Genomic DNA, 23,648 nt, shown 5'->3' with positions numbered 1-23,648 from the left:
ATATACATTTTACACATTTATTGATTAAAGGTTTTTTTTACTATACAATAAACTAGAGGTGAATTAAATGGAATATAATAGAGGAAATATAGATAAATTGTTTCATGAAATAGTTCAGGCTAAAGAAATAGCTATTGAGGAGATTCCATGCATAGATTTGTATATGGATCAGGTTACTACATTTTTTGAAGATAAGCTTTCTAATTCAAAAAGAAATCCAGAGGATAAAATACTTACTAAAACTATGATTAACAACTATACTAAGGGAAAAATACTTATGCCTGCTAAAAAGAAAAAGTATACTACAGAACACATGATACTCTTAATATTGATTTATAACTTAAAACAGGGATTATCTATAAACGATATAAATACACTTTTTAATTCTATTTTTGATGAAAAAACGGAGGAAATAAAAAAGAATGTACATATAGATGAGGTATATAAATCTTTCTTACGTATTAAAACCAAGGGAAATGAAGAATTAGAGAATAATTTTAATACTATGATAGAAACTATAGAAGAGGAACTTATTAATTTACAGGGTGAAGAAAAGGATTTAATACAGGTATTTATTACTGTGCTAGTATTAATTGATAGGGCAAATTCTTATAGAAGAACGGCTGAAAAAGTTATAGATAATTTTGTAAAAGATTGATAATGGTAAAATATAACCATGAAGTTTACTAATCTAAAATAGAAGGGAGAACTAATAATATGACTATGCAAAGTTTTATAATTTCAAATATTTCTCCTGGGGAGGCAAAGAAAAGGCTAGACAGCGAAAAAGGAATAATTCTGCTTGATGTTAGAAGCGAAGGAGAATATAAAGAAAAGCATATAAAGGGTAGCAAAGTGTTCCCACTGGAAACTTTAGAAAACTCTGTAGAAACTAAGATACCTAATAAAAATACTACTATATTTGTATATTGTAATACTGGAAATAAAAGTAGAAAAGCTGCAGAGCTATTGATAGATAAAGAATATACTAATGTGTACGATCTAGGAGGAATAGTAAACTGGCCCTATGAAACTGAATAAAAAAATAAAGATAGGAAGCCAGTAGCTTCCTACATTTTTAATGTCATTATGGACAAGCACTATAAAAAGTATGTTGAAAGATTGTTTGGAATTAGTGCAACATGTAGAAGAATATAGTATAATTTATATATTAATGAAATTAATTATTTATACATAAGGAGTGTCAATATGAATTTAAAGAAGATTAAATTAGGCAACAGACTTATTTTTGGCTTTGGTACAATGGTAGCACTTATTATAGCTATATCTCTTATATCAGTTTTAAGATTAAATGATTTATCAAAAAGGTTTGATGAAGTTGCAAATGTTAATAATAAGAAATCTAGTTTAGCAAATGAAATGAGAGGTGAAGTAAATAAGGAAAGGACTAGCCTTAGAAATATACTTATTAGCAATGATCCTAATTATATGAGAGAACAGCAGCAAATTTATAATGAAAGTAAACAAAATTACGCCCAAAAAGAAAGTGAATTGGAAGATGCCTTAAGCACTGAAAAGGGAAAGAAATTATTTAATACAATAAAAGAAAAAGAGGTAATATCTCAGCCTATATTTGGGGAAACGTTAAATAAAGCAATGAGGGCAGATATCAGTAATAAGGAAATGGAGGAAATATTACTTAAGTTATCTAGACCTGAAGAGGAATGGATAAATAGTATTCAAGCTGTAATAGATCTTCAGGATCAGAATTCCATGAATTCTGCTATTAGTTCTGAAAATTCCGCAAAGAATTCTAAAAATTTAGTATTAACCATAACTGGCATAGTTATAATATTAGGAATTATTTTTGCATTATTGATTAAAAAAAGTATTACAGATCAACTGGAAGAACTATCAAATGCTGCAAATAAAATGGCAGAAGGAGACTTCAATTTTACTTTAAAAGTTCATGCCAAAGATGAAATAGGGAAAACCATAGAAGCTTTAAACCATTCTATAGAAAATATAAAGGATTCAGTAGCTCAGGTTAAAGATGAAAGTAATAATTTAAAAAGTAGTATAAATAAAAGTGATGAAATGGTTAAAATAGTAAATGCACAAGTTCAACAGGTATCTGCTGCTACAGAGGAAATATCTGCAGGCATGGAAGAATGTTCAGCTTCGGTAGAAGAGGTGACTTCTATGTCAGCTACAGCTAAAGAAAATGTAAACAATACAGCAAAAAAAGCTCAAGAAGGATTAAAATTAGCTCTAACCATACAACAAAATGCAGATAAAGTAAACAATGATACTTCTAAATCCAAAGAAAATGTGGAAAATATATATAAAGATTCAAAATGTAAACTAGAAAAAGCCATAAAAGATGTAGTAGTAGTAGAAGATATTTCTCAAATGGCGGATAGTATACTTGGAATAGCTGAACAGACCAACCTATTGGCATTAAATGCAGCAATAGAAGCAGCTCGTGCAGGGGAGCATGGCAAGGGCTTTGCAGTGGTAGCAGAAGAGGTAAGAAAATTAGCAGAACAGTCTTCATCAGCTGTAACAGAGATACAGGAAAATGTAACAAAGGTATTGCAAGCTGTAAAGGAATTATCGGATTCTTCTCAATATGTACTGGAGGTACTTGGAAAAGATGTATTAACAGATTATGAAAAACTTATAGGGGTAAGCTATCAGTATAAAAAAGATGGGGACACAGTAAAAACTATAATACAAGAGTTTGCAGATGTTTCAGAAAATATATCTAATTCCATAGATCAAATATCTATAAGTATGGAAGATGTAGCAACATCAGTGACAGAAGTAGCCAAGTCTTCAGGAGAAATAGCAGAAAGCATTGGAGAAGTAAATGATAAAAACAGTATTATAACAGATGAAAGTAACAATAATTCTGAAAGGGCAGAAAAGCTAAAAACGCTTATGGAAAAATTTAATATTGGCTAATTAAAGCATAGAAAAACGACCTAAATATATCATTAATAAGAATTATTATTTAGATCGTTTTTTATGTTTTTATGTTAAATCTATGTTAATTGAAGTTAAAAATTATTATATTTTTGTTAAAAGTATTGTATTATAAAAATGTATTTATAATAGGCAATGTTGGGAAGGAGTATAAAACATGAATGGTTTGACAATGGTAATAGGCCTTTTTGGAGGATTGGGATTATTCCTATATGGCATGCAGCTTATGGGGGATGGACTTGAAAATGCAGCAGGAGACAGATTAAAGATATTCTTCGAAAAGATTGCTTCAAACCCTGTTAAAGCTATACTTACTGGAACTATAGTTACAGGAATTATTCAAAGTAGCAGCGCCACTACTGTAATGGTAGTAGGATTTGTTAATGCAGGACTTATGAATTTATACCAGGCTGCTGGAGTAATAATGGGAGCTAATATTGGGACAACCATTACTGGACAGTTGGTTGCTCTTAATTTAACTGCTTTAGCCCCTGTATTTGTTGGGGTAGGTTCTCTAATGGTATTATTCTCTAAAGGAGATAAGACAAAAGAAATTGGGAATATTGTATTAGGTTTTGGTATTCTATTTGTTGGAATGAATACCATGTCTTCTTCTATGGAACCATTAGCTCATTCAGATGGTTTTAAAAGTGCTATAGCTACATTATCCTATAATCCATTATTGGGAATACTTGCAGGATTAGGACTTACTGCAGTAGTGCAAAGTTCATCAGCAACTATTGGCATACTTATAGCTCTAGGGAACAATGGACTAATTCCCCTACAGGTAGCTTTACCAGTTTTATTTGGTGATAATATAGGAACTTGTGCCACTGCTCTTTTATCTAGTATAGGTACAAATAAAAATGCTAGAAAAGCAGCACTTATACATTTAACTTTTAATATAATAGGTACAGTTATATTTACAATTATATTAAAACCAGTTACCTATATAATAATGGCCCTAAACCCTGGGAATATCGGAAAACAAATTGCTAATGCCCACACATTATTTAATATTGCCAATGTAATAATACAGGCACCCTTTATTAAATATTTAGTAGCTTTTGTAAATAAAATGATTCCTGGAGATGGAGAAGAAGAACATATGGGAATACAGTACATAGATGATAGATTATTGGAAACTCCAGTAATTGCAGTTGGACAATGTTCTAAGGAAATAATCTCCATGGCGGATAAAGCTAGGGAAAGTTTGAAGTTTGCTGTGGAATCTTTAGAAACTGGTGATGAAACTCTTATAAAGAAAGTTGCAGAAGGAGAAGATTTAATAGACTTACTAGAAGAAGAAATAACCAAATTCCTTGTTAAACTTTCTAATACGGAGATTTCAAAGCAGCAGGTGGATATAGTTACATCTATGTTCCATGTGGTAAAGGATGTAGAGAGAATAGGAGATCATGCTAAAAATATAGCAGACTTATCTACAGAAAAGATTTCTAAAAGATTAGTTTTTTCTGAGGATGCAAAGGGAGAATTGAAGAATATATATAATCATACTTTAGATGCCTTAAATAAATCCATTTGGAGTTTTGAACATAATGATGTTAGTATGGCCAAATCAGTATATGAAGTAGAGGAAAAGATAGATGTTTTAGAAGATGAACTAAGGGATAACGATATTAAAAGATTAAATTCTTCTTCTTGTGAAGCAAGAGTAAGTGCTATATATTTGGATATAATAAGTAATTTTGAAAGGGTAGGGGATCACTCCTTAAATATAGCCGAAGCTGTTCTTGGTATTAATCATTCAGATAAGTCAGAAGAAAATTCAACTGGAATTCAAAAAACTGTAAAAACTAAATAATAAGGTAAATGTAAAAAGGATGCGGTAAAAGCATCCTTTTTACATTGATTTTATTCCTGTTTATCTTCATCAGGTGTAGTATCTTCCTTGTTAAGATTATCTAATTTTATTTCAAAGCTAGAATCTGTTTCATCGGAAGAATCACCACAACAGCATCCAGTGTTTTTTTCACTTTCATCTTTATTTTCTTTATCATTCTCGCAACAGTTATCATCTAAATCTTCAGTTTCAACTACTCCGCTATCTAAATCTCCATCATCTTCGCAATTCTTTTTAATAAATTTCTTATAAATATAGGTACCCAATCCTATTGCAGCAGTTGCAATGGCAATTTTGCCTAATGCATTATTTTTCTTTTTCATATTAATTTATTCCTCCTTTTGTTTTTAATAATTTTTAAATATTAAATTAATCATCATATACATTAATGTATTCCCTTTGCTATATTTTATACTTAAATATAGTGCTTTAAAGTTTATTGAATATATTTTACTATTATATGATGAATTTTACAACACAAATTTATATCTAATTATTCAAAAAACCTTCTTAAAATTTTAATTGGGAATGTATAAGGTGGATATTTAACACTTAAATCAAATTTAAAACTTTTATTCATTACAGATTTTTCATGGGTAAAAGTATCAAAACTCCATTTACCATGATATTTTCCCATTCCGCTGGTCCCTACACCTCCAAAAGGCAGATAGGGTGTTGTAATTTGAGAAAGAGTGTCATTGATGCATACACTTCCTGAGGAAGTATTGCTGGTTATTTTTTTTATATTATTTTTATCATTAGAGAAAAAGTACAAGGATAAAGGCTTAGGCCTACTATTAATAAAGCTGATTACTTCATTTAAATTTTCATATTGAAACATAGGCAAAATTGGGCCAAAAATTTCATCATTCATAATAGGAGAGTTTATAGAAGAGCCAATAATTAGGGTAGGAGAAATATAAAGCTCTTCTTCATTAACGTTTCCTCCAAAAATTATTGTACCATCCTTTAAATAATTATTAAGTCTAGTAAAATGCTTTGTATTTATTATTCTTCCATAATACTCACTATTTATTGGATTTTCACCGTAGAATTCCTTTATAGTATTTTTTAATAATGGAATAAAGTCCTTTACAATATCTTTGTGTATAAAAAGATAATCTGGGGCTATACATGTCTGACCTGTATTGAAGAACTTACCCCAAACAAGTCTTTTAGCTGCCAACTTTAAATTTACAGATTTGTCTATAATACAAGGACTTTTTCCGCCTAATTCTAAAGTAACAGGTGCTAAATTATATGAAGCTGCCTTCATAACCACCTTGCCTACATTTACACTGCCAGTAAAGAAGATATAATCCCATTTAAGTGATAGTAGAGAAGAAGTTTCTTCTATGCCGCCTTCTACAGCGTGGATATATTCAGCATTAAAGTTTTCATTTATTAATTTTGTTATGAATTTAGATACATTAGGAGAGAGCTCTGAAGGTTTTAACAGTGCACAGTTACCTGCAGCAATAGCTCCTACCAAAGGTGCAATAAGTAGTTGAAATGGATAATTCCAAGGCCCAATAATTAGCACTGATCCATAAGGTTCCTTCAATATATAGCTTTTACCTGGAAGATGTACCAGGGGAGTTTTCACCTTCTTTACTCTACACCAGTTTTTAATATTCTTTATAGTAAAATTTATTTCGCCTAAAACAAATCCAACTTCGCTTACATAGCTTTCAAAATCTGATTTATTAAGATCCTTTTTTAATGCTTCATATATAGCTTCTTCATTTTTTATGATTAAAGATTTTAATTTTTTTAATTGGTGAATTCTAAAGTTTACATCTAAGGTTCCATTATTCCTAAAAAATTTTTTTTGATTGCTTAAAATTAAAGAAAAGTCATTTTTGTCCATAGTTTATCACCTCAAAATTATAATATCATAAAAAGTTCTGCTCCTATTAACAAAGTATAACAAAAATGTATTTATAAAAGCAATACCAAAGGTAAAATTGCACATAAAATAACGATAATGTAAACACATTGTAAACCATATTACAAAAGTGTATAATGATTCCAAGCATGTGTTATAATTTAATGTGTGACAAATAAACTAAGGAGGGTTTATATATGGAAAATGTAATTAAGGCTTTTACTAGAAATGAGAAAGCTAAAGTGGCACGAAGAGAAGGATTTATACCAGGAGTAATCTATGGTAAAGATGTAAAAAATGAATCAATAAAATTTGAAAGAACAAAACTTATAAATTTATTAAAAGAAAAAGGTGAAAAAGCAAAAATAAATTTCTATTTAAATGATGAAAAAAAACATGGAATAATAAAAGATATTGAAAAAGACCCAGCAACAGGAGAAATTGTTCACATAGATGTGCAGGAAATTGAAAATCAAGAAACTGTTAAATGGACAGTACCTGTTGTGTTTTCAGGAAAAGATTTATTGATTAACAAGGATTTATACCTTCAGGTATATAGCAATGAGGTAGATGTTGAAGGAGATTCTTCAAAGATTCCTGATAATGTAGAATTAGAAGTTAATAATATGAAATATGGTGAAGAAATTAAGGTAAAAGATTTAAAATTAGATCCTTCTATTAGATTAATTAAAGATCCAGATACAATTTTAGCCGTAATAACAAATGCTTAAAAAATAAAGTGGAGAGAACTCCACTTTATTTTTAGGTAGGAGGTAAAAGGTAAAAATGAATAGTAAAGAATAAAGGGAGGTTTTTCCTATTATTATAGATCCTTATGAGCAATATAACCATACATGGTTGAAGTATTTAAAATAGCATTGACTACAGCTTTTTCCACAACCCTAGCAGCAAGTAGTCCTATCACATTTATATCAGCCTGAACTTTTCCTGTAGCCATAGTAAATATGGTGTCACCGTCAAACATTGAATGAGCAGGCCTTATGGTTCTTCCGTATCCATTATGAGCCATAGAAGCTATTTTATTAGCTTCTGATTTTGTAAGAATAGCATTAGTAGCTACTACACCTATTGTAGTATTACCTGAAAATACATTTTTTTTCTCACTATAACTATTTATCATAGTTTCTTCAGTATTAGCAAAGGTTCCATCTTCTTTCAAGGCCCCTGCAAGTATTCTGCCATTGCCAGGATTTATTACATCCCCTAGGCAATTTACAGCAATTAAAGCACCAATTTTTAAGTCACCTATCTGAACACAATAACTGCCTAGCCCACCTTTCATAGAATGTTCAGGCCCTAAAAATTTGCCAACAGTAGCACCAGTACCAACACCTATATTACCTTGTAAATCTTTATCATTATTTTCTGAATTTATACAAGCTCTATAACCCATTTCTTTATCTGGTCTTACTTTGCTGTTACCTACAGTTAAGTCAAAAAGAACTGCAGAAGGCACAATTGGTACTTTGCCAACTCCTACGTCAAAGCCTACATTTTTTTCTTCTAAATATTGCATTACTCCACTGGCAGCATCAAGACCAAAAGCACTACCACCAGCTAAAGACACTCCATGAATTTTATCAACCAGGTTAACTGGATTTAAAAGATCTGTTTCTCTAGTACCAGGGGCTCCACCTCTCACATCTACTCCAGCAGAAGCACCTTCTTCACATAATACAACTGAACACCCTGTGCCAGCTTCAATATCTTGGGCATGACCTACCTTAATTCCATCTATGTTTATAAATTTTATTTCTTCCATAAATAAATCCCCCTTTAAAAAAATTGGTCACAATTTTTTATATTCTGTTATAAAAATCTCCTGACCAAAAGTCAGGAGATGAAATCTACTTTTTGAATTTTTTTACTGCCATAACTACAGGAATTGTAATTAAGACAGAAATTGCGGCTTCAGGTAATCCATTGGTTATGCCAATGGCAAGTATACCTTTTTTTGCAGCAGAAACACTTATATTAAATACTTGAGCATATCTTTCTACGTATATTAAGTACATTAGCCCTAAAACACCAAAGGTATTTGTAAGAGAACCTACAGCAGCTGCTACACCAATTCTTATAGAAGTAAATTTTCCACCAATAGCATTATAGCAATAGTAGGAAACTATGCCTATGAGAACCCTTGGCAGTACTGAAACTATAGGATTTACAAAAACGAAAAATAATGGTGTAGGATTGGTTATAGCTTGTATGACGCTAAATATACCAAAAATTAAGCCAATCATACCTCCTACTACGGGACCTTCTAAAATCGCCCCGATAATAACTGGTATATGCATAATTGTAGCTTTAACTGGTGGAATTGGTATAAACCCTAATCCTGATATACCAAGTAAGATAGAGACAGAAGATAGCATTCCAATGATAGTTAACTGTCTTGTGTTAAACATTGCTGATTTTTTTAACTTTTTTTCCATAATAACTCCTCCGTTCTTATTCCTTTTTAGGATATAATTCAGATGGTTCTTATTAAACTAGTAAGTGTTCAGTTTCATAAGAATACTGACGAAAACATTTTATCATGTTTTGCACTAAAATTAAATAGCTTTTTGTTAAAATTATATCAAAACATCATCAACCTTAGTTAAATCATAATAATGCGGAACTAGTAATATGTAGAAAACAGTCACTAATATAATTTAGATTCAATATTTTGTATAATTAACAAAATAAATAGAAGCTTTTGTTGATAAATTCATGGGAATAATATATAACCAAAAAGGATAAAAATGGAGGGAAGCCTTGCCATATTATTTTAGTACAATTTTAAGAAAAGAAAAAAATATGGACATTATAACAATTTAATAAAAAATAATGGCTAGAAATTAATAATTCCAGCCATTATTTTGTGTCCTTGCTTTGTGGGATGAATACCAACTATAAATAGTGAATTAAAATCTTCAATGCTATCATTAAATGATCTAAAAAGCATACCAGGGCTGGTATCTCCGTTTACTCCCTTATTAATGATGAAAAAATTGATCACAATTTTTACAGAAATCTCATGGGCATATTTACATATTTAGCTAGTCTATTATTTATTACTGCCCAATTTATATTCTCTATAAATCTATCAATATATTTGCTTCTATCTATGCCAAATTCTATCATGTAAGCATGCTCATATACATCCATTGCTAAAAGAGGATAGGAAAGCCACACTGCACCAGTATCATGGGCATCAGATCCAATGATATGCAGTTTATTGTCTAGTGGATCTATGGTAAGTATAGCCCAGCCTCTCATAGAAAGGCCTACCTTCTTTAAGTATTCTAAAAAGTTCTCATAGCTTTTAAAATCCCTCATAATAAATTTAAGTATAGATCCAAAAGGCTGATTATTTCCACCAGTAATATTTTCAAAATAAAGTTCATGAAGTTTAACTCCATCTAATGCATAGGTTTCTCCTAATTTCAAAGATCTCATAGGACTATAAGTAGCATTACCTGGACCATATTCTTTAGCATCTACAGGCATAGACCATATTTCGTTTAATTTATTAACATAACCTTCATAGAGTTTATAGTGCTGTTGAAGCTGATTTAGGCTTATACCTTTAACTGTAGAAAAATTATAGCTTTGCTTTTTAATTTCTAGCATATTTACTCCTATTTCATATTTATTTCATATTATATTATGCATCTGGAATAAATGTTGTGAAAAATTTTATAAAAGTGTATTGACTTAACTATTGACCTAGTGTACTATTTATATAATACACTAGGTCAATAGTTAAGGAGGAGAATATGGATATTAAATTTAATGAAAAAGCTCCTATATATATTCAAATAATGGATTATATTAAACAAAATATTATTTCAGGGAAGATAAATCCTGGAGATAAACTTCCTTCTGTTAGAGAAATGTCAGCTTTTCTTAAAGTTAATCCCAATACTTTACAAAGGGCTTATCAGGAGTTGGAAAGAGAAAATATTACTTATACGCAAAGGGGTATGGGGACTTTTGTCAAGGAGGACGAAGAGATGATACAAGTGTTAAAAAAAGATGTAGCTAGGGAAGTAATAAATTCATTTGTTGAAAGAATGAAAAATATAGGTTTTACTGAAAAGGAAATAGTTAATATTGTAAAAGAAAGATTAGAGGGGGAGGATAAGTAATGGATATTTTATTGAGTACTGAAAATTTAACTAAAAGCTATCTTGGTAAAAAAGCATTAAATGTAGTGAACATAGAAATTCCTAAAGGCAAAGTAGTAGGAATATTAGGACCAAACGGCAGCGGTAAAACCACTCTATTGAAGATTATTGCTGGATTATTAAAGCCATCCTCAGGAAAGGTTTTAATTGACGGAAAAGAACCAGGAGTATATACAAAATCTATAGTGGCATATTTGCCTGATACACCTTTTTTATATAAATGGATGAAAATAAAAGATTCAATAGATTTCTATAGAGACTTTTATAAAGATTTTGATGAAGAAAAAGCTTGGGAACTATTAAAGTTTATGAATTTGGATCCAGATAGTAAAGTTACAAGCTTATCTAAAGGTATGGCAGAAAAGTTAAATTTAACATTGACACTATCAAGAAAAGCTAAATTGTACATATTAGATGAGCCATTAGGTGGAGTAGACCCAACCACCAGAGAAAAGATATTAGATGCAATAATTCAAAATTATAATGAGGATAGTTCAATGCTGATTACAACTCACTTAGTTAATGATATAGAAAGATTATTTGATGAGGTACTATTTATAGCTAATGGAAGTATTGTTTTATCTGGAAATGCTGAAGAATTGAGATTAAAGGAAGAAAAATCAATAGATGAGCTTTATAGGGAGGTATTTAAATAATGGGGAATTTAATTAAATATGAAATTAAAGGATACTTAAAAGAAACATTAGGATTAATAGCTGTAATTATTATATCCAATATATTGTTGCTTGCAAAGGTGGATGCTTGGACAAGGCAAACTATATTAGCACTGAGCACATTTATAACTATTGCAACTATTGTTGTGGTATTTGTATGGAATATAAAAAATTTTAGTAGAGATTTAAAAGAAAATACGGCTTATTTATTATTTAGTTTACCCATATCTAGTAATTCACTACTAGCTTCAAAATTAATAACATCTTTTATACAATATATTGCAGTACTTTTTACTAATTTTATATTTTTATATTATAATTCTATAAAAATAAAACTAAATATAAATGAAGCTATAAGTAAACTTAATATAGGATTTATACTTTTAGGTATTTTTTATTGCATAATAACCTATGTTGGTCTTTTGTGTGTTATTTATTTTTCAATAGCTTTAAGTAAGGCAGCTGTTAAAAAGAAAAGGAAGATTGCAAAATTAGGATCCTGGGTAATATTTATAATAACTTGTATAGGTATAACTAAAATTTCAGATTTATTGTATAGATTCTTTCCTCAAACATTTTCTGTCAACGCAATGAATCTAAACACTTTGTCAGGAGACATGACGATTATGGTATCGGATCAGTTAGTAAATATTAATATAGCGCAATCCATTTTTGATATTTGTATTGCAGTAGTGTTTTTTATAGCTACTTCATATCTTTTAAGAAAAAAATTAGATATATAATCCTTAATTAATAGAAAGGTAGGGAAATAATATGAAAAGAGGCAATAACAAAAGGTTCTTAAAAGGATTTATTTTTACTCTTAAGGGCAACGAAATACAAAATGTTGGTATAACTCCAGATTTTAATACAAAGGATGTAGACTCATTAGCTGTTGCAGAACTTTTATATTCTGGCACCAATAAAACTGATAAGCGACATATGATAAAAGTAATAATTAATAATAATGAATTTCTTAATTTACTTTAATGATTGTAAAGGATTTCCAACCCTTGTAAAGACGAAGGATACTATTAAATTTACTAAAGATATTGATACCAGCATGTAAATAAAAATACTTTAAAATTAATTAAACAGGATACCTTTGAAGAAACAGAAGTAGAGTATAAGATTGAACAGGGAAATAAAATAATTATAACTCCAAAAAAAGCAGCAAAACTTGGAGAAAAATATTATTTAATGGTGCAGGATGTAAAAGCCAAGGATGGTAAAGGGTTAAATATGAAAACTGTTTTAGATGTAGATATTAGATGATTATATTAAAATTCATATAAATTAAAAAAGGCTCCTGGTGCAAAAAAGGGGCCTTTTATTATTTGTAGAAAAGATACAAAAAATTTGCAAAAGTTTAATAAACATTGGCCATTTTTATGATAATATATACTTAAATTAGTTAATTTAATGCAAGAAAGTTGGTGATATATATGAGAGTAAATTATTCCGAAGATATATATGGATGGGATAAATTCTCCAAATTTATTTTTATTACAGGTGCATTTATAGCTCTTTTTAAGTATGGAAAACTAATAGGAGGACTTCTTATAGTTTATTCTTTCTGGAGAACTAGATCAGGAAATATTCCCAAAAGAGTAGAAGAGGAAATGGCTTTCCTAAGCCTTGGGAAAAGTGTTAAAGACTATTTTTTAAAATTTAATAGAAGTAATACTTCTTTCAGCATAAAAAATACTTTTGGAAACTTAAAAGGAAAGTTGAAGGAGAGAAAGGAATTTCTAGTAACAAAATGTCCTAATTGCAAACAAAAATTAAGACTTCCTAGAGGGAAAGGAAATATTTTAGTAACATGTCCTAGATGTTCATATAAATTTAAATTAAAGACTTGAAAATAAGTGAGCTTATAACTCATTTATTTTTTTGCAATTATGTATCAGTAGTGATAACTATCAATAGTGCTATATGTCACTATTGATAGTTATCACTACTGATGATATAATTTAACATATAATGTGGAATACTAGTTAAAGTAAGTTAATTTTTAATTTATATAAGGGAGGAATTAAGGTGGAAAAAATTGCATTAATAACTGATACTGCAGCAGATTTACATGAGGACATAATTAAAAAATATAATATCCATGTACTACCATTTAGAATAATATATAAAGATAGGGAATACAAAGATGGAGTAGAGATAACACCTAAGGAAGTATACGATAATCTGGATAAGGAGGTTCCTACCTCTTCATTACCTTCAATGCAGGACATGGAAGATACTTTTACTAAACTTGAAGAAGAAGGATATACTAATGCCATAGCTGTAACTTTATCCACAGGATTATCAGGTATATATAACGCTGTGAAATTAGTTAGTGAAAATCATCCCAGCTTAAAAACCTATGTATGTGATTCACAATCTATTTCTGCAGGGGAAGGTGTTATAGTAGAAGTTTGTGCGGAGTTAATTGAAAAAGGAAAAAGTTTTGATGAAATAGTAAATGAAATACCAAATATAAAAAGTAGAATTGACTTATTTTTTGTAGTTGGAACATTGGAATATTTAAAAAAAGGCGGAAGAATAGGTAAGGTCTCCGGAACTATTGCGGAATTACTTAACATTAAACCTATAATATCTGTAGACAAAAAAGATGGTAAATATTATACTTATGATAAGGTAAGAGGAAGAAAGCAATCTATAAATAGAATTTTGGAAATAGTAGAAGAGAAGTTAAAGAAAAATAAATGTAGAGTATGGGTTATGGATGGAAATGCACCAGAAGAGACCAAAAAAGTATTTGAAGGAATAAAGAAGATGGATAATGTTGTTAATGTTAATTTTGGGGGAACCATTAGTCCTGTTTCTGGTGTCCACAGTGGTCCTGGATTAATAGGAGTGGTATTAATAGAGGAGCAATAGTATGAATGAGGATACAGCGGCAGAAGAAAAAAGATTATATGAAGAGTATAAAAATAAACTTGGAGAGCTTAAAAAAGTAGAAACAGAAAAGAAAGCAGTAGGGCAGGTTTTTACAAAGGGACTACTGCCCTTATATGTTTTATTTATATTAAGCTTAGGACCTACCAATGGAAACGATATAGCAACTCAAATAGGGGAAAGGACTAAGGGACTTTGGATACCTAGCACAGGAGGTATTTATCCTTTACTAAAAAAATTAGAAAAACAGAAATTAGTAGTAGGCAAGTGGGATGATTCAAAAAACAAAATACAAAAAATATATACATTAACCAATTCTGGATTTAAGGAATTAGAGAATAAAAAGGGGCTATTGAGAAATAAAATAGAAGAAGCATTAGAAGTTTTCAACATAGTTTATAATGATTTATATAAATAACAGTGGATTTGCCAAATTTTTGGGCTATTCACTGTTTTTATATTTTTTATTATGGATTTATAAGTTAATATGTTATAATATAATAAATGTATTTGTAGCTTCTACTGAGGAGGAAGTTTATGAAATATTTTTGTACAAATCTTAGAAAAATACTAATAGTCATAATCTTTGCCACCCTTTTTATTGGATATTCTGTACATTCTGCAGATCCTTTTTCTATGGAAATTCAAACGAAAAAAAATGTTCCCACAAATAAAATATGGAATATAAAGTTTAACTTACCTTTAAGGGAAAACACTATAAATACGGATAATATTTATGTATATGATAACAATAATAATTGCAAAAAACATATGGAATTAAGGTATAATAAAGATAAAAAATTATTACAAGTTATACCCGTTGGTGATTATCAGGATAATAACTACTACAATCTATACATAAAAAATGGATTACAATCTATTAATGGAACATTTCTCAAAGAAGAAAAAAATATGAAATTTCAAACATCTAATAATGGAGATAAGGATGATTTGGAAGTAATTATACCTGTGGACACAGAAGAGGAACTGCAACAGGTTTTACTTAATACCATAAGAAATAAAGAAAATAATATAATACTAGATATGAGAAGTTTTGGGAAAGATCATATAAAGGAAAGCTTTGAAAAAGTCAAAAACAAAATAATTAAGGAAAATCCTGAACTAGATTATTTCAACAGTATAAAAATATTTTATTCCTATGATGAGTTCATGAATGTTGATTTATCTAAGATACATCTATATATTGATTATTTTTATTTTATAGATAATAACTATTTAGATTATGATGTATTACATAATGTAAGCTGTAGTTTAGATAAAAAGGTAATGTTATCCGGGGATATTGGGAAAATAAAATTACAATGTTTAAAGGAAAATGAATATATAAAAAAAATAAGTTACTCAGTAGATACAAAAGATTTAGTAGATATAGATAGAGATGGAAATATAAAAGCAATAGGGAATGGTAAAGGGATAATTAAAGTACAATATGAAAAAGGCTCAAAAGATACTGAGAATTATGACACCTATGAATCCTTTTTTTATATTCCAATAAAGGTAATTCCTAAGGATAGTAAAATAATAAAAAATAAAAAAGACTTATATGATATAGTTAATCAAGGCTTTTTAGAAGGAAAAGACGAAATCAATATATATATAGATAACAGATTTATAGGTATGGATGAAATAAATAACACCATAGATGATATATTTAAAGAAGATTACACTGGTTATTACTCTATAGGCAATGTAAATTATGATTATACAAAGGTGAAGATTACATATCCATATAATATATCAAAAAAAGAATATTTTAATATTAAAAAGCTTTTGCAAAGTAAAGCTGAAGAGATAATAAATACAGTAATAAAAGATGATATGAGTGATTTAGAAAAGGAATATGCAATACATGATTATATTGTAAAAAATACAGAATATGACTATGATAATTTTATTAAAGGCACAGTGCCCAATGAATGCTATTACCCATATGGTGTTTTAATAAAGGGCAAGGGTGTGTGCAATGGATATGCTCTCACAATGAAAATGTTGTTAAACCAGATTGGAATAGAATGTGAAAAGGTAGAGGGGACAACAGATAAAGGGGAGCACGCATGGAATATTGTTAAAATAAACAATAATTATTTTTGGGTTGATTCTACCTGGGATGATACAATTCCAAATGATAACGGAAAAGTAAGTTATAAATATTTTAATACCACAGATAAGGAAATGGGTACTGATCATTTTTGGAATAAATCCATATATAATCTATGTGATAAGGAGGATTTTCAATTTTTAAGAAAATATTTAAACTCCAATTCTGAGGCTATAAGAAAGGGTGAATATTTATATTATATAGACGGTAATGATAAAAAACTATACATTATTAAAATCAATGGCGAAGATAGGAAGAAGATAAATGATGAAGTTATGGAGAATTCCTATATTATTGGTGATTGGATTTATTATAACCATCCAATAACTCTCAAAAAGTATAAAATAAAATATGATGGCAGCTCAAAAGAAGCATTGTAATTATTTTTTAGGAATGGGTGAGATTTATGAAAAAAAAATTAGTGTTATCAGGCTTTGGAAAGGTTGGCAGAGAGTTTGTAAAATTAATCTATGAAAGAAGACAGTATATAAAAAATGAATATGATGTAGATTTAATTTTATGTGGAGTTATAGGAAGGTTAGGATGCATTTTTGAGGATGAAGGTCTTGATTTGCAAACACTTTTAAAATGTAAATCAGGATCTAGCGGAATATTACAGTATGGAGAAATAAATAAGGATTCCTTTTATGATTATCCAGTTTTTGAAGGAGATATTTTAGTGGAATGTACTAATAGTGACATCAATACTGGAGGTATGGCATTAAATTATATTTTAAATGCTATAGAAAGAGGTATGGATGTAGTAATAGTATCAAAGGGTGCCTTAGTTACTAATTTTCATGATATTATAAATAAAGCAAGGAAGAAAAATGTAAAACTAAAATATAGTGGAGCCACTGCAGCAGCATTGCCTACCATGGATGTAGGTTATTATAGTCTTGCTGGGTCTAAGATAAATTCTATAATAGGAATATTAAATGGTACCACAAATTATATATTAACTAAAATGTTTGAACACAATATTTCATTTAATCAGGCATTAGAGGAAGCTATCGATAAGGGAATAACTGAAAGAGAAAACTCAATGGATATTGATGGAATTGATAGTGGGTGCAAGATTTTATTATTATCCAATAGTTTTATGAAAACAGAATATAAATTAAATCAGGTTTCTATTAAAGGTATAAGAAATATTGAAGTAGAGGATATAAAAAAGGCTAAGGATGAAGGCAAAGTAATAAAGTTACTAAGTAAAGCATACTTTAAGGATGATAAAGTGGTATTGGAAGTAGGTTTGGAAAAAATCCGCAAAGATCACATTCTAGCTTCCATTAAGGGAACTAATAAAGGAGCTATATTTAATACAGATACTATGGGAGAAATATGTATTTTTGGGGGAGCTTCTAATCCAAGGGGTGCGGCAGCGGCTGCAATAAAAGATGTCATAAATATATGTAGGCAGTAGGTTATTATCAAAAGGGAGGTTTTCTATGATTACCTATTTACTTATTTTCGTTGCAAAAATACTTGAAGTATCTCTTATGACATTAAGAACAGTGCTAATAACTAGAGGAGAAAAGGTTTATGGATCAATAATTGGATTTTTTGAAGTATCAATATGGCTATACTTGGTAAGTAAAGTCCTAGTAGGTATTGATGAAGATCCAATAAGAATGGTTGTATATGCACTAGGTTTTGCTTGTGGCAATTATCTGGGCTCAATTCTTGAAGAAAAACTGGCATTAGGGCTTTTAACTATAAGTGTAATAGTTTCAGAAGCTGATGGAGATACCCTTGCAGAAAAATTAAGAGAATATAATCTAGGTGTAACAAAAATTAAAGCTGAAGGAATAAATGAAAATAGGACTATTCTCATGGTTCATGCTAAAAGAAGAAGAAAAAATGAAATTATAAAGCTGGTTGAAGAAACTCATGTAAATGCAGTAATATCTATTACTGATACCAAAACTATCTATGGTGGGTACGGAATAAGAAAGTAGGAAAGTTGAAAGTAGGGAATTTGCATGGAAGAATTCCTTACTTTTTTATTAAATTATTACTAAGCTTTTCCTAAAAAGCCACGATAACATAAGTGTCATTATATTTATAATAAAATATTTTTTAATAATGCAATATATTTCGAATAACAAATATGTTGTTTAAGGGGGAGATTAAAATTAAATCAATAAAGCAAAAATTGATTATAGGTTCGGTTTTACTTGTATCTATACCACTTATAGTATCAGGCTTTATATTTAACTATTACACCACAAAAAATTTAGGAAATCATATCAATGGAGACCATAAACAATTAGCTAAAACTATATCCAATAGTGTAACAGATTATATTGGAAAGGCTTATGGTATAACAGAGGAGTTAATAAACAATAGCTATGTAGAGGAATTTAATGCTGCAAAACAAAATGAGGCAGTAAAGGATACCATAAAGAGAAATCCATATTTTGATTTATTCTGCATACAGGATATGAAGGGAGATCAGACAGCAAGATCAAAAGGAACTTTAGCAAATAGAGCAGATAGATGGTGGTTTAAACAAAGTGTTCAAACAAAAAAGCCATTTGTTAGTAAATCCTATCTTACTGTAAATGATAATAGTGAAGCTATCAACTCTATAATTTTTCCAATAATAGATAACAAAGGACAAATGAAGGGAGTAATGGATGCAGATTTAAAATTGGACGAGCTTCAAAAAATGGTAGAAAGGTATAGTACTGATAAAGTATATGCTTATGTTATTGATGGTGAAGGTGATGTAATAGCTCATCCTCAAAGAGAACAAGTCCAAGAAATATATAACTATAAAACATTGACTAAAACGATTAAATTAAAAGACAGCGCTGGTAAGGTTATAAAGGATAACAAGGGTGTACCTAAAGCAGAAGTTAAAGAAATTCAAGTACCAGAAAAGCTTAAGGAAATAACACTTAAGGCGTTAAATGGAGAATCAGGTGTTACACAATACAAAGATTTAGATGGAAACAGTACAATCAGTGCTTACCAAACTATAAAGTTACCTGGAGATTCTCAAAATTGGGCTGTAATTACTGTGGAAAAACAGAAAGATGCTTTTGCTATGGTAAATAGCATAAAAAACACTAGTATTATATTCGGAGTAATTATATTAATTTTAGCAGTAATTATAATTTATATTATTTCTAATATATTTATAAAACCATTATTAGATTTAGTAAAATTAACTGAAAAAGCATCAGAAGGGGATTTAACGGTAAAAAGTACTTATAAATCAAAGGATGAAATTGGTGTATTAAGTAATAGCTTTAATATAATGATAAATAATATGAAACAACTAATTAAAAATATTGATGAAGCTTCAAAGGTAGTTTCAGATTCTTGTGAATCCTTGCTTGCATCTACTGAACAAACTTCCAGTTCAATAAATGAGGTAGCTACAACCATTAGTGATGTATCCACAAATATAGAAACAGGAGCTAAAAATTCAAAGGATGGATTAGATGCTGCTAATGAACTTTCTAATGAACTTGATTTAGTTGAAAAACATATTGACGAAAGCAGAGAATCTTCCAACAATGTTTATGATATTTCAAATAAAGGATTCCAAACTATTAATAAATTAGAAGCAAAAAATGAAGAAAATAGTAAGGTTTCTAAGGATGTTACAAAGGTAATAAACGATCTTAGTGAAAAAGCCAACAGCATAGGATCAATTGTTGAAACCATAACATCTATATCTGAACAGACTAATCTGCTTGCTTTAAATGCTGCTATAGAAGCTGCTAGAGCTGGAGAAGCAGGAAAAGGATTCTCTGTAGTAGCAGAAGAAGTAAGAAAGTTATCTGAAAATACAGCGGAGTCTACTAACAACGTAAAGACTATTATAACAAATATACAAAAGGATATTGAGCTTGCAAAGAGCACTATAAAGCAGACAGAGTCAGTAGTTTCAGCACAAAACGAAGCTGTCGACAATACAAAGGATATTTTCAAAGAAATAAATCTGTCTATTGAAAATGTAGTAGAGAAAATAAACAATATTACACAAAGCTTAAAGAGTGTAGACAATAGCAGAAATAGAGTTATCTCCGTAACTGAAAATATCTCTACAGTATCCAGTGATATATCAGAAGTTACACAAAATGTTTGTGCTGCTACAGAAGAGCAGAATGCTGAAATGCAGGAAATAAATGCATTAACTGAGGAGTTAAATGGAATGTCTCAGAAACTTGTGTCAGAAATTAAAAATTTCAAAATAGATTAATGATAAAAGGCAAATTATTATTTAATAATTTGCCTTTTATCATAATTGCTATTAAAGGTATAATTATAATGAAATGAACATATTAATTAACTGTGTATTAATAAATAAAAGAGGTATATGTATATATGAAGGAACACATCTATAAGGTTGGAGGAGGTAAAAATATTTACTTGCTGATAACAAGTATAGTTATTACAGAATTAACAGGAGTGTTAGCTGTATTTTTATCAGGAGATATTAGACAGATATTTACCAACTTAAAAAAACCTGCATTTACACCGCCAGCGAGTGTATTTCCAATTGTATGGATTGTTTTATATTTATTTTTGGGAATTGCAGCTTATAGGATAATCCTATTAGGAAAGAGAGGGCTAAATGTAAAACTTCCTCTAAGATTATATGGTACACAATTGATGTTAAATATTTTATGGAGCATAATATTCTTCAGATTCAGAATTATACAATTAGCATTTTTTGAATTAATATTATTAGTATTCTTTATAATACTTACCATATTAGAGTTTAGAAGATATGATAAATCTGCAGCTTATTTATTAATTCCATACTTGGTATGGAGTACTTTTATCCTTGTATTAAACTATTTTTTCTGGTTACAAAATATTTAAAGAGGGGTAATCCGCTGCGAAAGCGGGCTACTCCTCTTTAAATATTTTGACTCTTTTTATATTCGCTTATTCTCTTCTTTCTATCTAAGGATTTTGGTTCTAAGTTTATCCTTTTATTTTCTAGCAGTGAGAACACCCCAGTGGTTTCAGAATCAATTTTTCCACGGCAAACGTTACAGGTACATTTACTTTCTTCAGCATTGGTTGGTTCGGTATAAGTGGTTATAACTCCTTCATAGTTTCTTAGCACTATCTTAGTAGGAGATTGACTTATTAAATATTGAGGCATAACAGGAATTTTTCCTCCGCCGCCAGGTGCATCAACTACGAAAGTAGGAACGCAGTAACCTGAGGTATGACCTCTTAATCCTTCTATGATTTCAATCCCCTTTGAAACCTTTGTTCTAAAATGTTCAATACCTTGAGATAAATCACATTGATATAGATAGTAAGGTCTAACTCTCATTTTAACTAATTTAGTAACTAAGTCCCTTTGAATATATACACAGTCATTTATTCCTTTTAAAAGCACTGATTGATTTCCTAAAGGTATTCCAGCATTAGCTAGTTTTTCACAGGCTTTTATTGAATATTCTGTTATTTCATTTGGGTGATTGAAATGAGTGTTTAACCAAATAGGATGATACTTTTTCAACATATTTACAAGATCATCTGTAATTCTCATGGGGTTAACTACTGGCGTTCTGGAACCAAGTCTTATAATTTCTACATGGGGAATTTCTCTTAAACTTTTAATTATATATTCTAATTTATCGTCATCAACCATAAGGGCATCTCCACCGGAAAGAAGTACATCTCTTACAGAAGGAGTATTTCTTATATAATTTAGAGCCATTTCGATTCTATCTTTAGGTATAGAAGCATCAGTATGTCCAGCAAATCTTCTTCTTGTACAATGTCTACAGTACATAGAACACATATCCGTAATTAAAAATAATACTCTATCAGGATAAGCATGAGTGAGTCCCGGAACTGGTGAAGTAGCATCTTCATGTAGAGGATCACACATATCTGCTGTAGAAATATTCAATTCCTGTATGGTAGGCACAGCTTGTTTTCTTATAGGATCATTAGGATCATTAGGATCGATTAAAGTAGCATAATAAGGAGAAATAGCCATTCTTAAAGTCTTTAAACATCTATCAATAGCTTGTTCTTCTTCAGGCAAAAGAGTGATAACTTTCTTCAATTCATCCACTGTAGTTATCCTGTTTCTTACCTGCCATTTCCAATCATTCCACTGCTCTTCTGTAACGTCTTTCCATAATTCAATTTCCCTATAATCTCTCATAAATAACCTCCGTTCTTATTTTATAATTTTATATTCTCTATGGGTTCAATAGCTTGTTTATAAAGCTTGATAACCTTAATTAATTCCTTTAATCTATAATGAATATCTTTAGCTATATTGTCCCTTTTATAGTGAAGGTCTTCAGGGTCAAGCAAATAGCTGTGAGTAATACCTAAAGCTTTTTTATTGTCCTTTATGGCCTCTGCTAACATCTGTACTAATTTTTCTGTTGAGAAATATTCCAATCTCAATTCTTCATTACTATCAAAGGCATATACAGGAACGGGGGTTAACAAATTTTTAGTAACCTTGTACTGCTTTCTATAAATATTATGAGACTCATAATTTATATCTGTTAATTCTTTAAGAGCCTTTGAAGTATTGTCATCCATGGAGAAATATCCTCCTCTAAAGATTTCTATTGGATTTATTCCCTTACCATATAAATAATCCATAGAGTGTTTTATTATTATTTTTTGTTCCTCATAGGAATAAGCTGCAAGCAACTTTTCCTCATGATTTATAAAGGGACAATGAATCTTAATTTCTTCAGGTAAATTATCAGGATGAATATGTAGACCAAATATAACTTTGTATTGTTTTATTTTTTCTACTAAATTTAATTTACATAGCATGTCTGCAAAATAAGGAGTTATAAAGAGTATAGTATAAATATTGTTTTTAGAATTTAGTCTTAAAAGCCTTTCTAAATTTTTTGCATTATTTTCTAGGTTCTTATCAAAGTTGGTGCCTTCACAATCTATAGAAAGGGCAAATGCAAATCCTTCTTTATTCACTAACTTTTCTATATTACCCAATCAGTGTATCCTCCTTTAACACAAAGTGTGTTGAAAAACTACAACTTATAGTATATAATGAAGTTGTAACTAT

24 protein-coding genes are annotated in these 23,648 nt (G+C 29.6%); 17 read left to right on the top strand and 7 right to left on the bottom strand.

Annotated features, from left to right (window positions below; genetic code table 11):
• Positions 1–67: 67 nt before the first annotated feature.
• The 4 genes from CLLI_RS02535 to CLLI_RS02520 all read left to right on the top strand — a co-directional run bounded on the left by CLLI_RS02535 (position 68) and on the right by CLLI_RS02520 (position 4,774).
• The gene (locus CLLI_RS02535) at positions 68–658 is read left to right on the top strand and encodes a DUF1836 domain-containing protein (RefSeq protein ID WP_106062685.1); all 591 of its coding nucleotides are present in this window, start codon (positions 68–70) and stop codon (positions 656–658) included.
• A gap of 59 nt (positions 659–717) precedes the next feature.
• Positions 718–1,041 (top strand): rhodanese-like domain-containing protein, encoded by a 324-nt coding sequence (locus CLLI_RS02530; protein WP_242975496.1) that lies wholly within the window; start codon positions 718–720, stop codon positions 1,039–1,041.
• Positions 1,042–1,209: 168 nt separating this feature from the next.
• Positions 1,210–2,928: a methyl-accepting chemotaxis protein gene (locus CLLI_RS02525; protein WP_106062684.1), complete on the top strand. Its 1,719-nt coding sequence runs from the start codon at positions 1,210–1,212 to the stop codon at positions 2,926–2,928.
• A 178-nt stretch (positions 2,929–3,106) separates the two neighbouring features.
• Positions 3,107–4,774, top strand: a complete 1,668-nt coding sequence (locus CLLI_RS02520; protein ID WP_106062683.1) for a Na/Pi cotransporter family protein — start codon at positions 3,107–3,109, stop codon at positions 4,772–4,774.
• A 50-nt stretch (positions 4,775–4,824) separates the two neighbouring features.
• On the opposite strand, the gene CLLI_RS02515 is transcribed toward CLLI_RS02520, so the two are convergent.
• The gene (locus tag CLLI_RS02515; protein ID WP_106062682.1) at positions 4,825–5,136 is read right to left on the bottom strand and encodes a hypothetical protein; all 312 of its coding nucleotides are present in this window, start codon (positions 5,134–5,136) and stop codon (positions 4,825–4,827) included.
• A 170-nt stretch (positions 5,137–5,306) separates the two neighbouring features.
• Positions 5,307–6,683: an aldehyde dehydrogenase gene (locus tag CLLI_RS02510; RefSeq protein WP_106062681.1), complete on the bottom strand. Its 1,377-nt coding sequence runs from the start codon at positions 6,681–6,683 to the stop codon at positions 5,307–5,309.
• Between the two features lie 215 nt (positions 6,684–6,898).
• On the opposite strand from CLLI_RS02510, the gene CLLI_RS02505 reads away from it, so the two are divergent.
• A complete protein-coding gene (locus tag CLLI_RS02505) occupies positions 6,899–7,432 on the top strand; it encodes a 50S ribosomal protein L25 (RefSeq protein ID WP_106062680.1) in 534 nt (177 codons plus the stop codon).
• Positions 7,433–7,524: 92 nt separating this feature from the next.
• On the opposite strand, the gene CLLI_RS02500 is transcribed toward CLLI_RS02505, so the two are convergent.
• The 3 genes from CLLI_RS02500 to CLLI_RS02490 form a co-directional block, all read right to left on the bottom strand.
• Entirely contained in the window at positions 7,525–8,484 is a 960-nt protein-coding gene (locus CLLI_RS02500; RefSeq protein ID WP_106062679.1) for a P1 family peptidase, read from the bottom strand.
• 85 nt (positions 8,485–8,569) lie between these two features.
• Positions 8,570–9,157: an ECF transporter S component gene (locus tag CLLI_RS02495; protein ID WP_106062678.1), complete on the bottom strand. Its 588-nt coding sequence runs from the start codon at positions 9,155–9,157 to the stop codon at positions 8,570–8,572.
• A 574-nt stretch (positions 9,158–9,731) separates the two neighbouring features.
• Positions 9,732–10,340 carry a superoxide dismutase gene (locus tag CLLI_RS02490; RefSeq protein ID WP_106062677.1) on the bottom strand — a complete coding sequence of 203 codons (609 nt, stop codon included), beginning with the start codon at positions 10,338–10,340 and terminating at the stop codon, positions 9,732–9,734.
• A 146-nt stretch (positions 10,341–10,486) separates the two neighbouring features.
• Between CLLI_RS02490 and CLLI_RS02485 the strand changes: the two genes are divergently transcribed.
• From CLLI_RS02485 to CLLI_RS02430, 12 genes are all read left to right on the top strand, one after another.
• On the top strand, positions 10,487–10,858 hold the full coding sequence (locus CLLI_RS02485) for a GntR family transcriptional regulator (protein WP_106062676.1): 372 nt from the start codon (positions 10,487–10,489) through the stop codon (positions 10,856–10,858).
• The gene (locus CLLI_RS02480) at positions 10,858–11,553 is read left to right on the top strand and encodes an ABC transporter ATP-binding protein (protein WP_106062675.1); all 696 of its coding nucleotides are present in this window, start codon (positions 10,858–10,860) and stop codon (positions 11,551–11,553) included. The genes CLLI_RS02485 and CLLI_RS02480 overlap by 1 nt, the downstream gene beginning before the upstream one ends.
• Entirely contained in the window at positions 11,553–12,314 is a 762-nt protein-coding gene (locus tag CLLI_RS02475; protein WP_106062674.1) for a hypothetical protein, read from the top strand. The genes CLLI_RS02480 and CLLI_RS02475 overlap by 1 nt, the downstream gene beginning before the upstream one ends.
• A 31-nt stretch (positions 12,315–12,345) precedes the next feature.
• Positions 12,346–12,561 carry a hypothetical protein gene (locus CLLI_RS02470; RefSeq protein ID WP_106062673.1) on the top strand — a complete coding sequence of 72 codons (216 nt, stop codon included), beginning with the start codon at positions 12,346–12,348 and terminating at the stop codon, positions 12,559–12,561.
• A gap of 455 nt (positions 12,562–13,016) precedes the next feature.
• Positions 13,017–13,433, top strand: a complete 417-nt coding sequence (locus CLLI_RS02465) for a zinc ribbon domain-containing protein (RefSeq protein WP_106062672.1) — start codon at positions 13,017–13,019, stop codon at positions 13,431–13,433.
• Positions 13,434–13,611: 178 nt separating this feature from the next.
• On the top strand, positions 13,612–14,463 hold the full coding sequence (locus CLLI_RS02460; RefSeq protein ID WP_106062671.1) for a DegV family protein: 852 nt from the start codon (positions 13,612–13,614) through the stop codon (positions 14,461–14,463).
• 1 nt (position 14,464) lies between these two features.
• Entirely contained in the window at positions 14,465–14,899 is a 435-nt protein-coding gene (locus CLLI_RS02455; protein WP_106062670.1) for a PadR family transcriptional regulator, read from the top strand.
• A 119-nt stretch (positions 14,900–15,018) separates the two neighbouring features.
• Complete coding sequence (locus CLLI_RS02450; RefSeq protein ID WP_106062669.1) at positions 15,019–16,980, top strand: transglutaminase domain-containing protein; 1,962 nt, start codon at positions 15,019–15,021, stop codon at positions 16,978–16,980.
• Positions 16,981–17,006: 26 nt separating this feature from the next.
• Positions 17,007–18,026 (top strand): homoserine dehydrogenase, encoded by a 1,020-nt coding sequence (locus CLLI_RS02445; protein ID WP_106062668.1) that lies wholly within the window; start codon positions 17,007–17,009, stop codon positions 18,024–18,026.
• A 25-nt stretch (positions 18,027–18,051) separates the two neighbouring features.
• Positions 18,052–18,561: a DUF2179 domain-containing protein gene (locus tag CLLI_RS02440; RefSeq protein WP_106062667.1), complete on the top strand. Its 510-nt coding sequence runs from the start codon at positions 18,052–18,054 to the stop codon at positions 18,559–18,561.
• 152 nt (positions 18,562–18,713) lie between these two features.
• Positions 18,714–20,819 (top strand): methyl-accepting chemotaxis protein, encoded by a 2,106-nt coding sequence (locus CLLI_RS02435; protein WP_106062666.1) that lies wholly within the window; start codon positions 18,714–18,716, stop codon positions 20,817–20,819.
• 125 nt (positions 20,820–20,944) lie between these two features.
• Positions 20,945–21,445, top strand: a complete 501-nt coding sequence (locus tag CLLI_RS02430) for a TspO/MBR family protein (RefSeq protein ID WP_106062665.1) — start codon at positions 20,945–20,947, stop codon at positions 21,443–21,445.
• A gap of 37 nt (positions 21,446–21,482) precedes the next feature.
• Here CLLI_RS02430 and kamA read toward each other — a convergent pair whose 3' ends face one another.
• Positions 21,483–22,757: a lysine 2,3-aminomutase gene (gene kamA / locus CLLI_RS02425; protein WP_106062664.1), complete on the bottom strand. Its 1,275-nt coding sequence runs from the start codon at positions 22,755–22,757 to the stop codon at positions 21,483–21,485.
• Between the two features lie 20 nt (positions 22,758–22,777).
• Positions 22,778–23,575: a polysaccharide deacetylase family protein gene (locus tag CLLI_RS02420; protein WP_106062663.1), complete on the bottom strand. Its 798-nt coding sequence runs from the start codon at positions 23,573–23,575 to the stop codon at positions 22,778–22,780.
• Between the last annotated feature and the right edge of the window lie 73 nt (positions 23,576–23,648).

Origin of the sequence: Clostridium liquoris (genome assembly GCF_002995785.1) — a bacterium.
Classification (GTDB): domain Bacteria; phylum Bacillota; class Clostridia; order Clostridiales; family Clostridiaceae; genus Clostridium_AO; species Clostridium_AO liquoris.
This window is presented reverse-complemented; position numbering and strand designations above follow the sequence as displayed.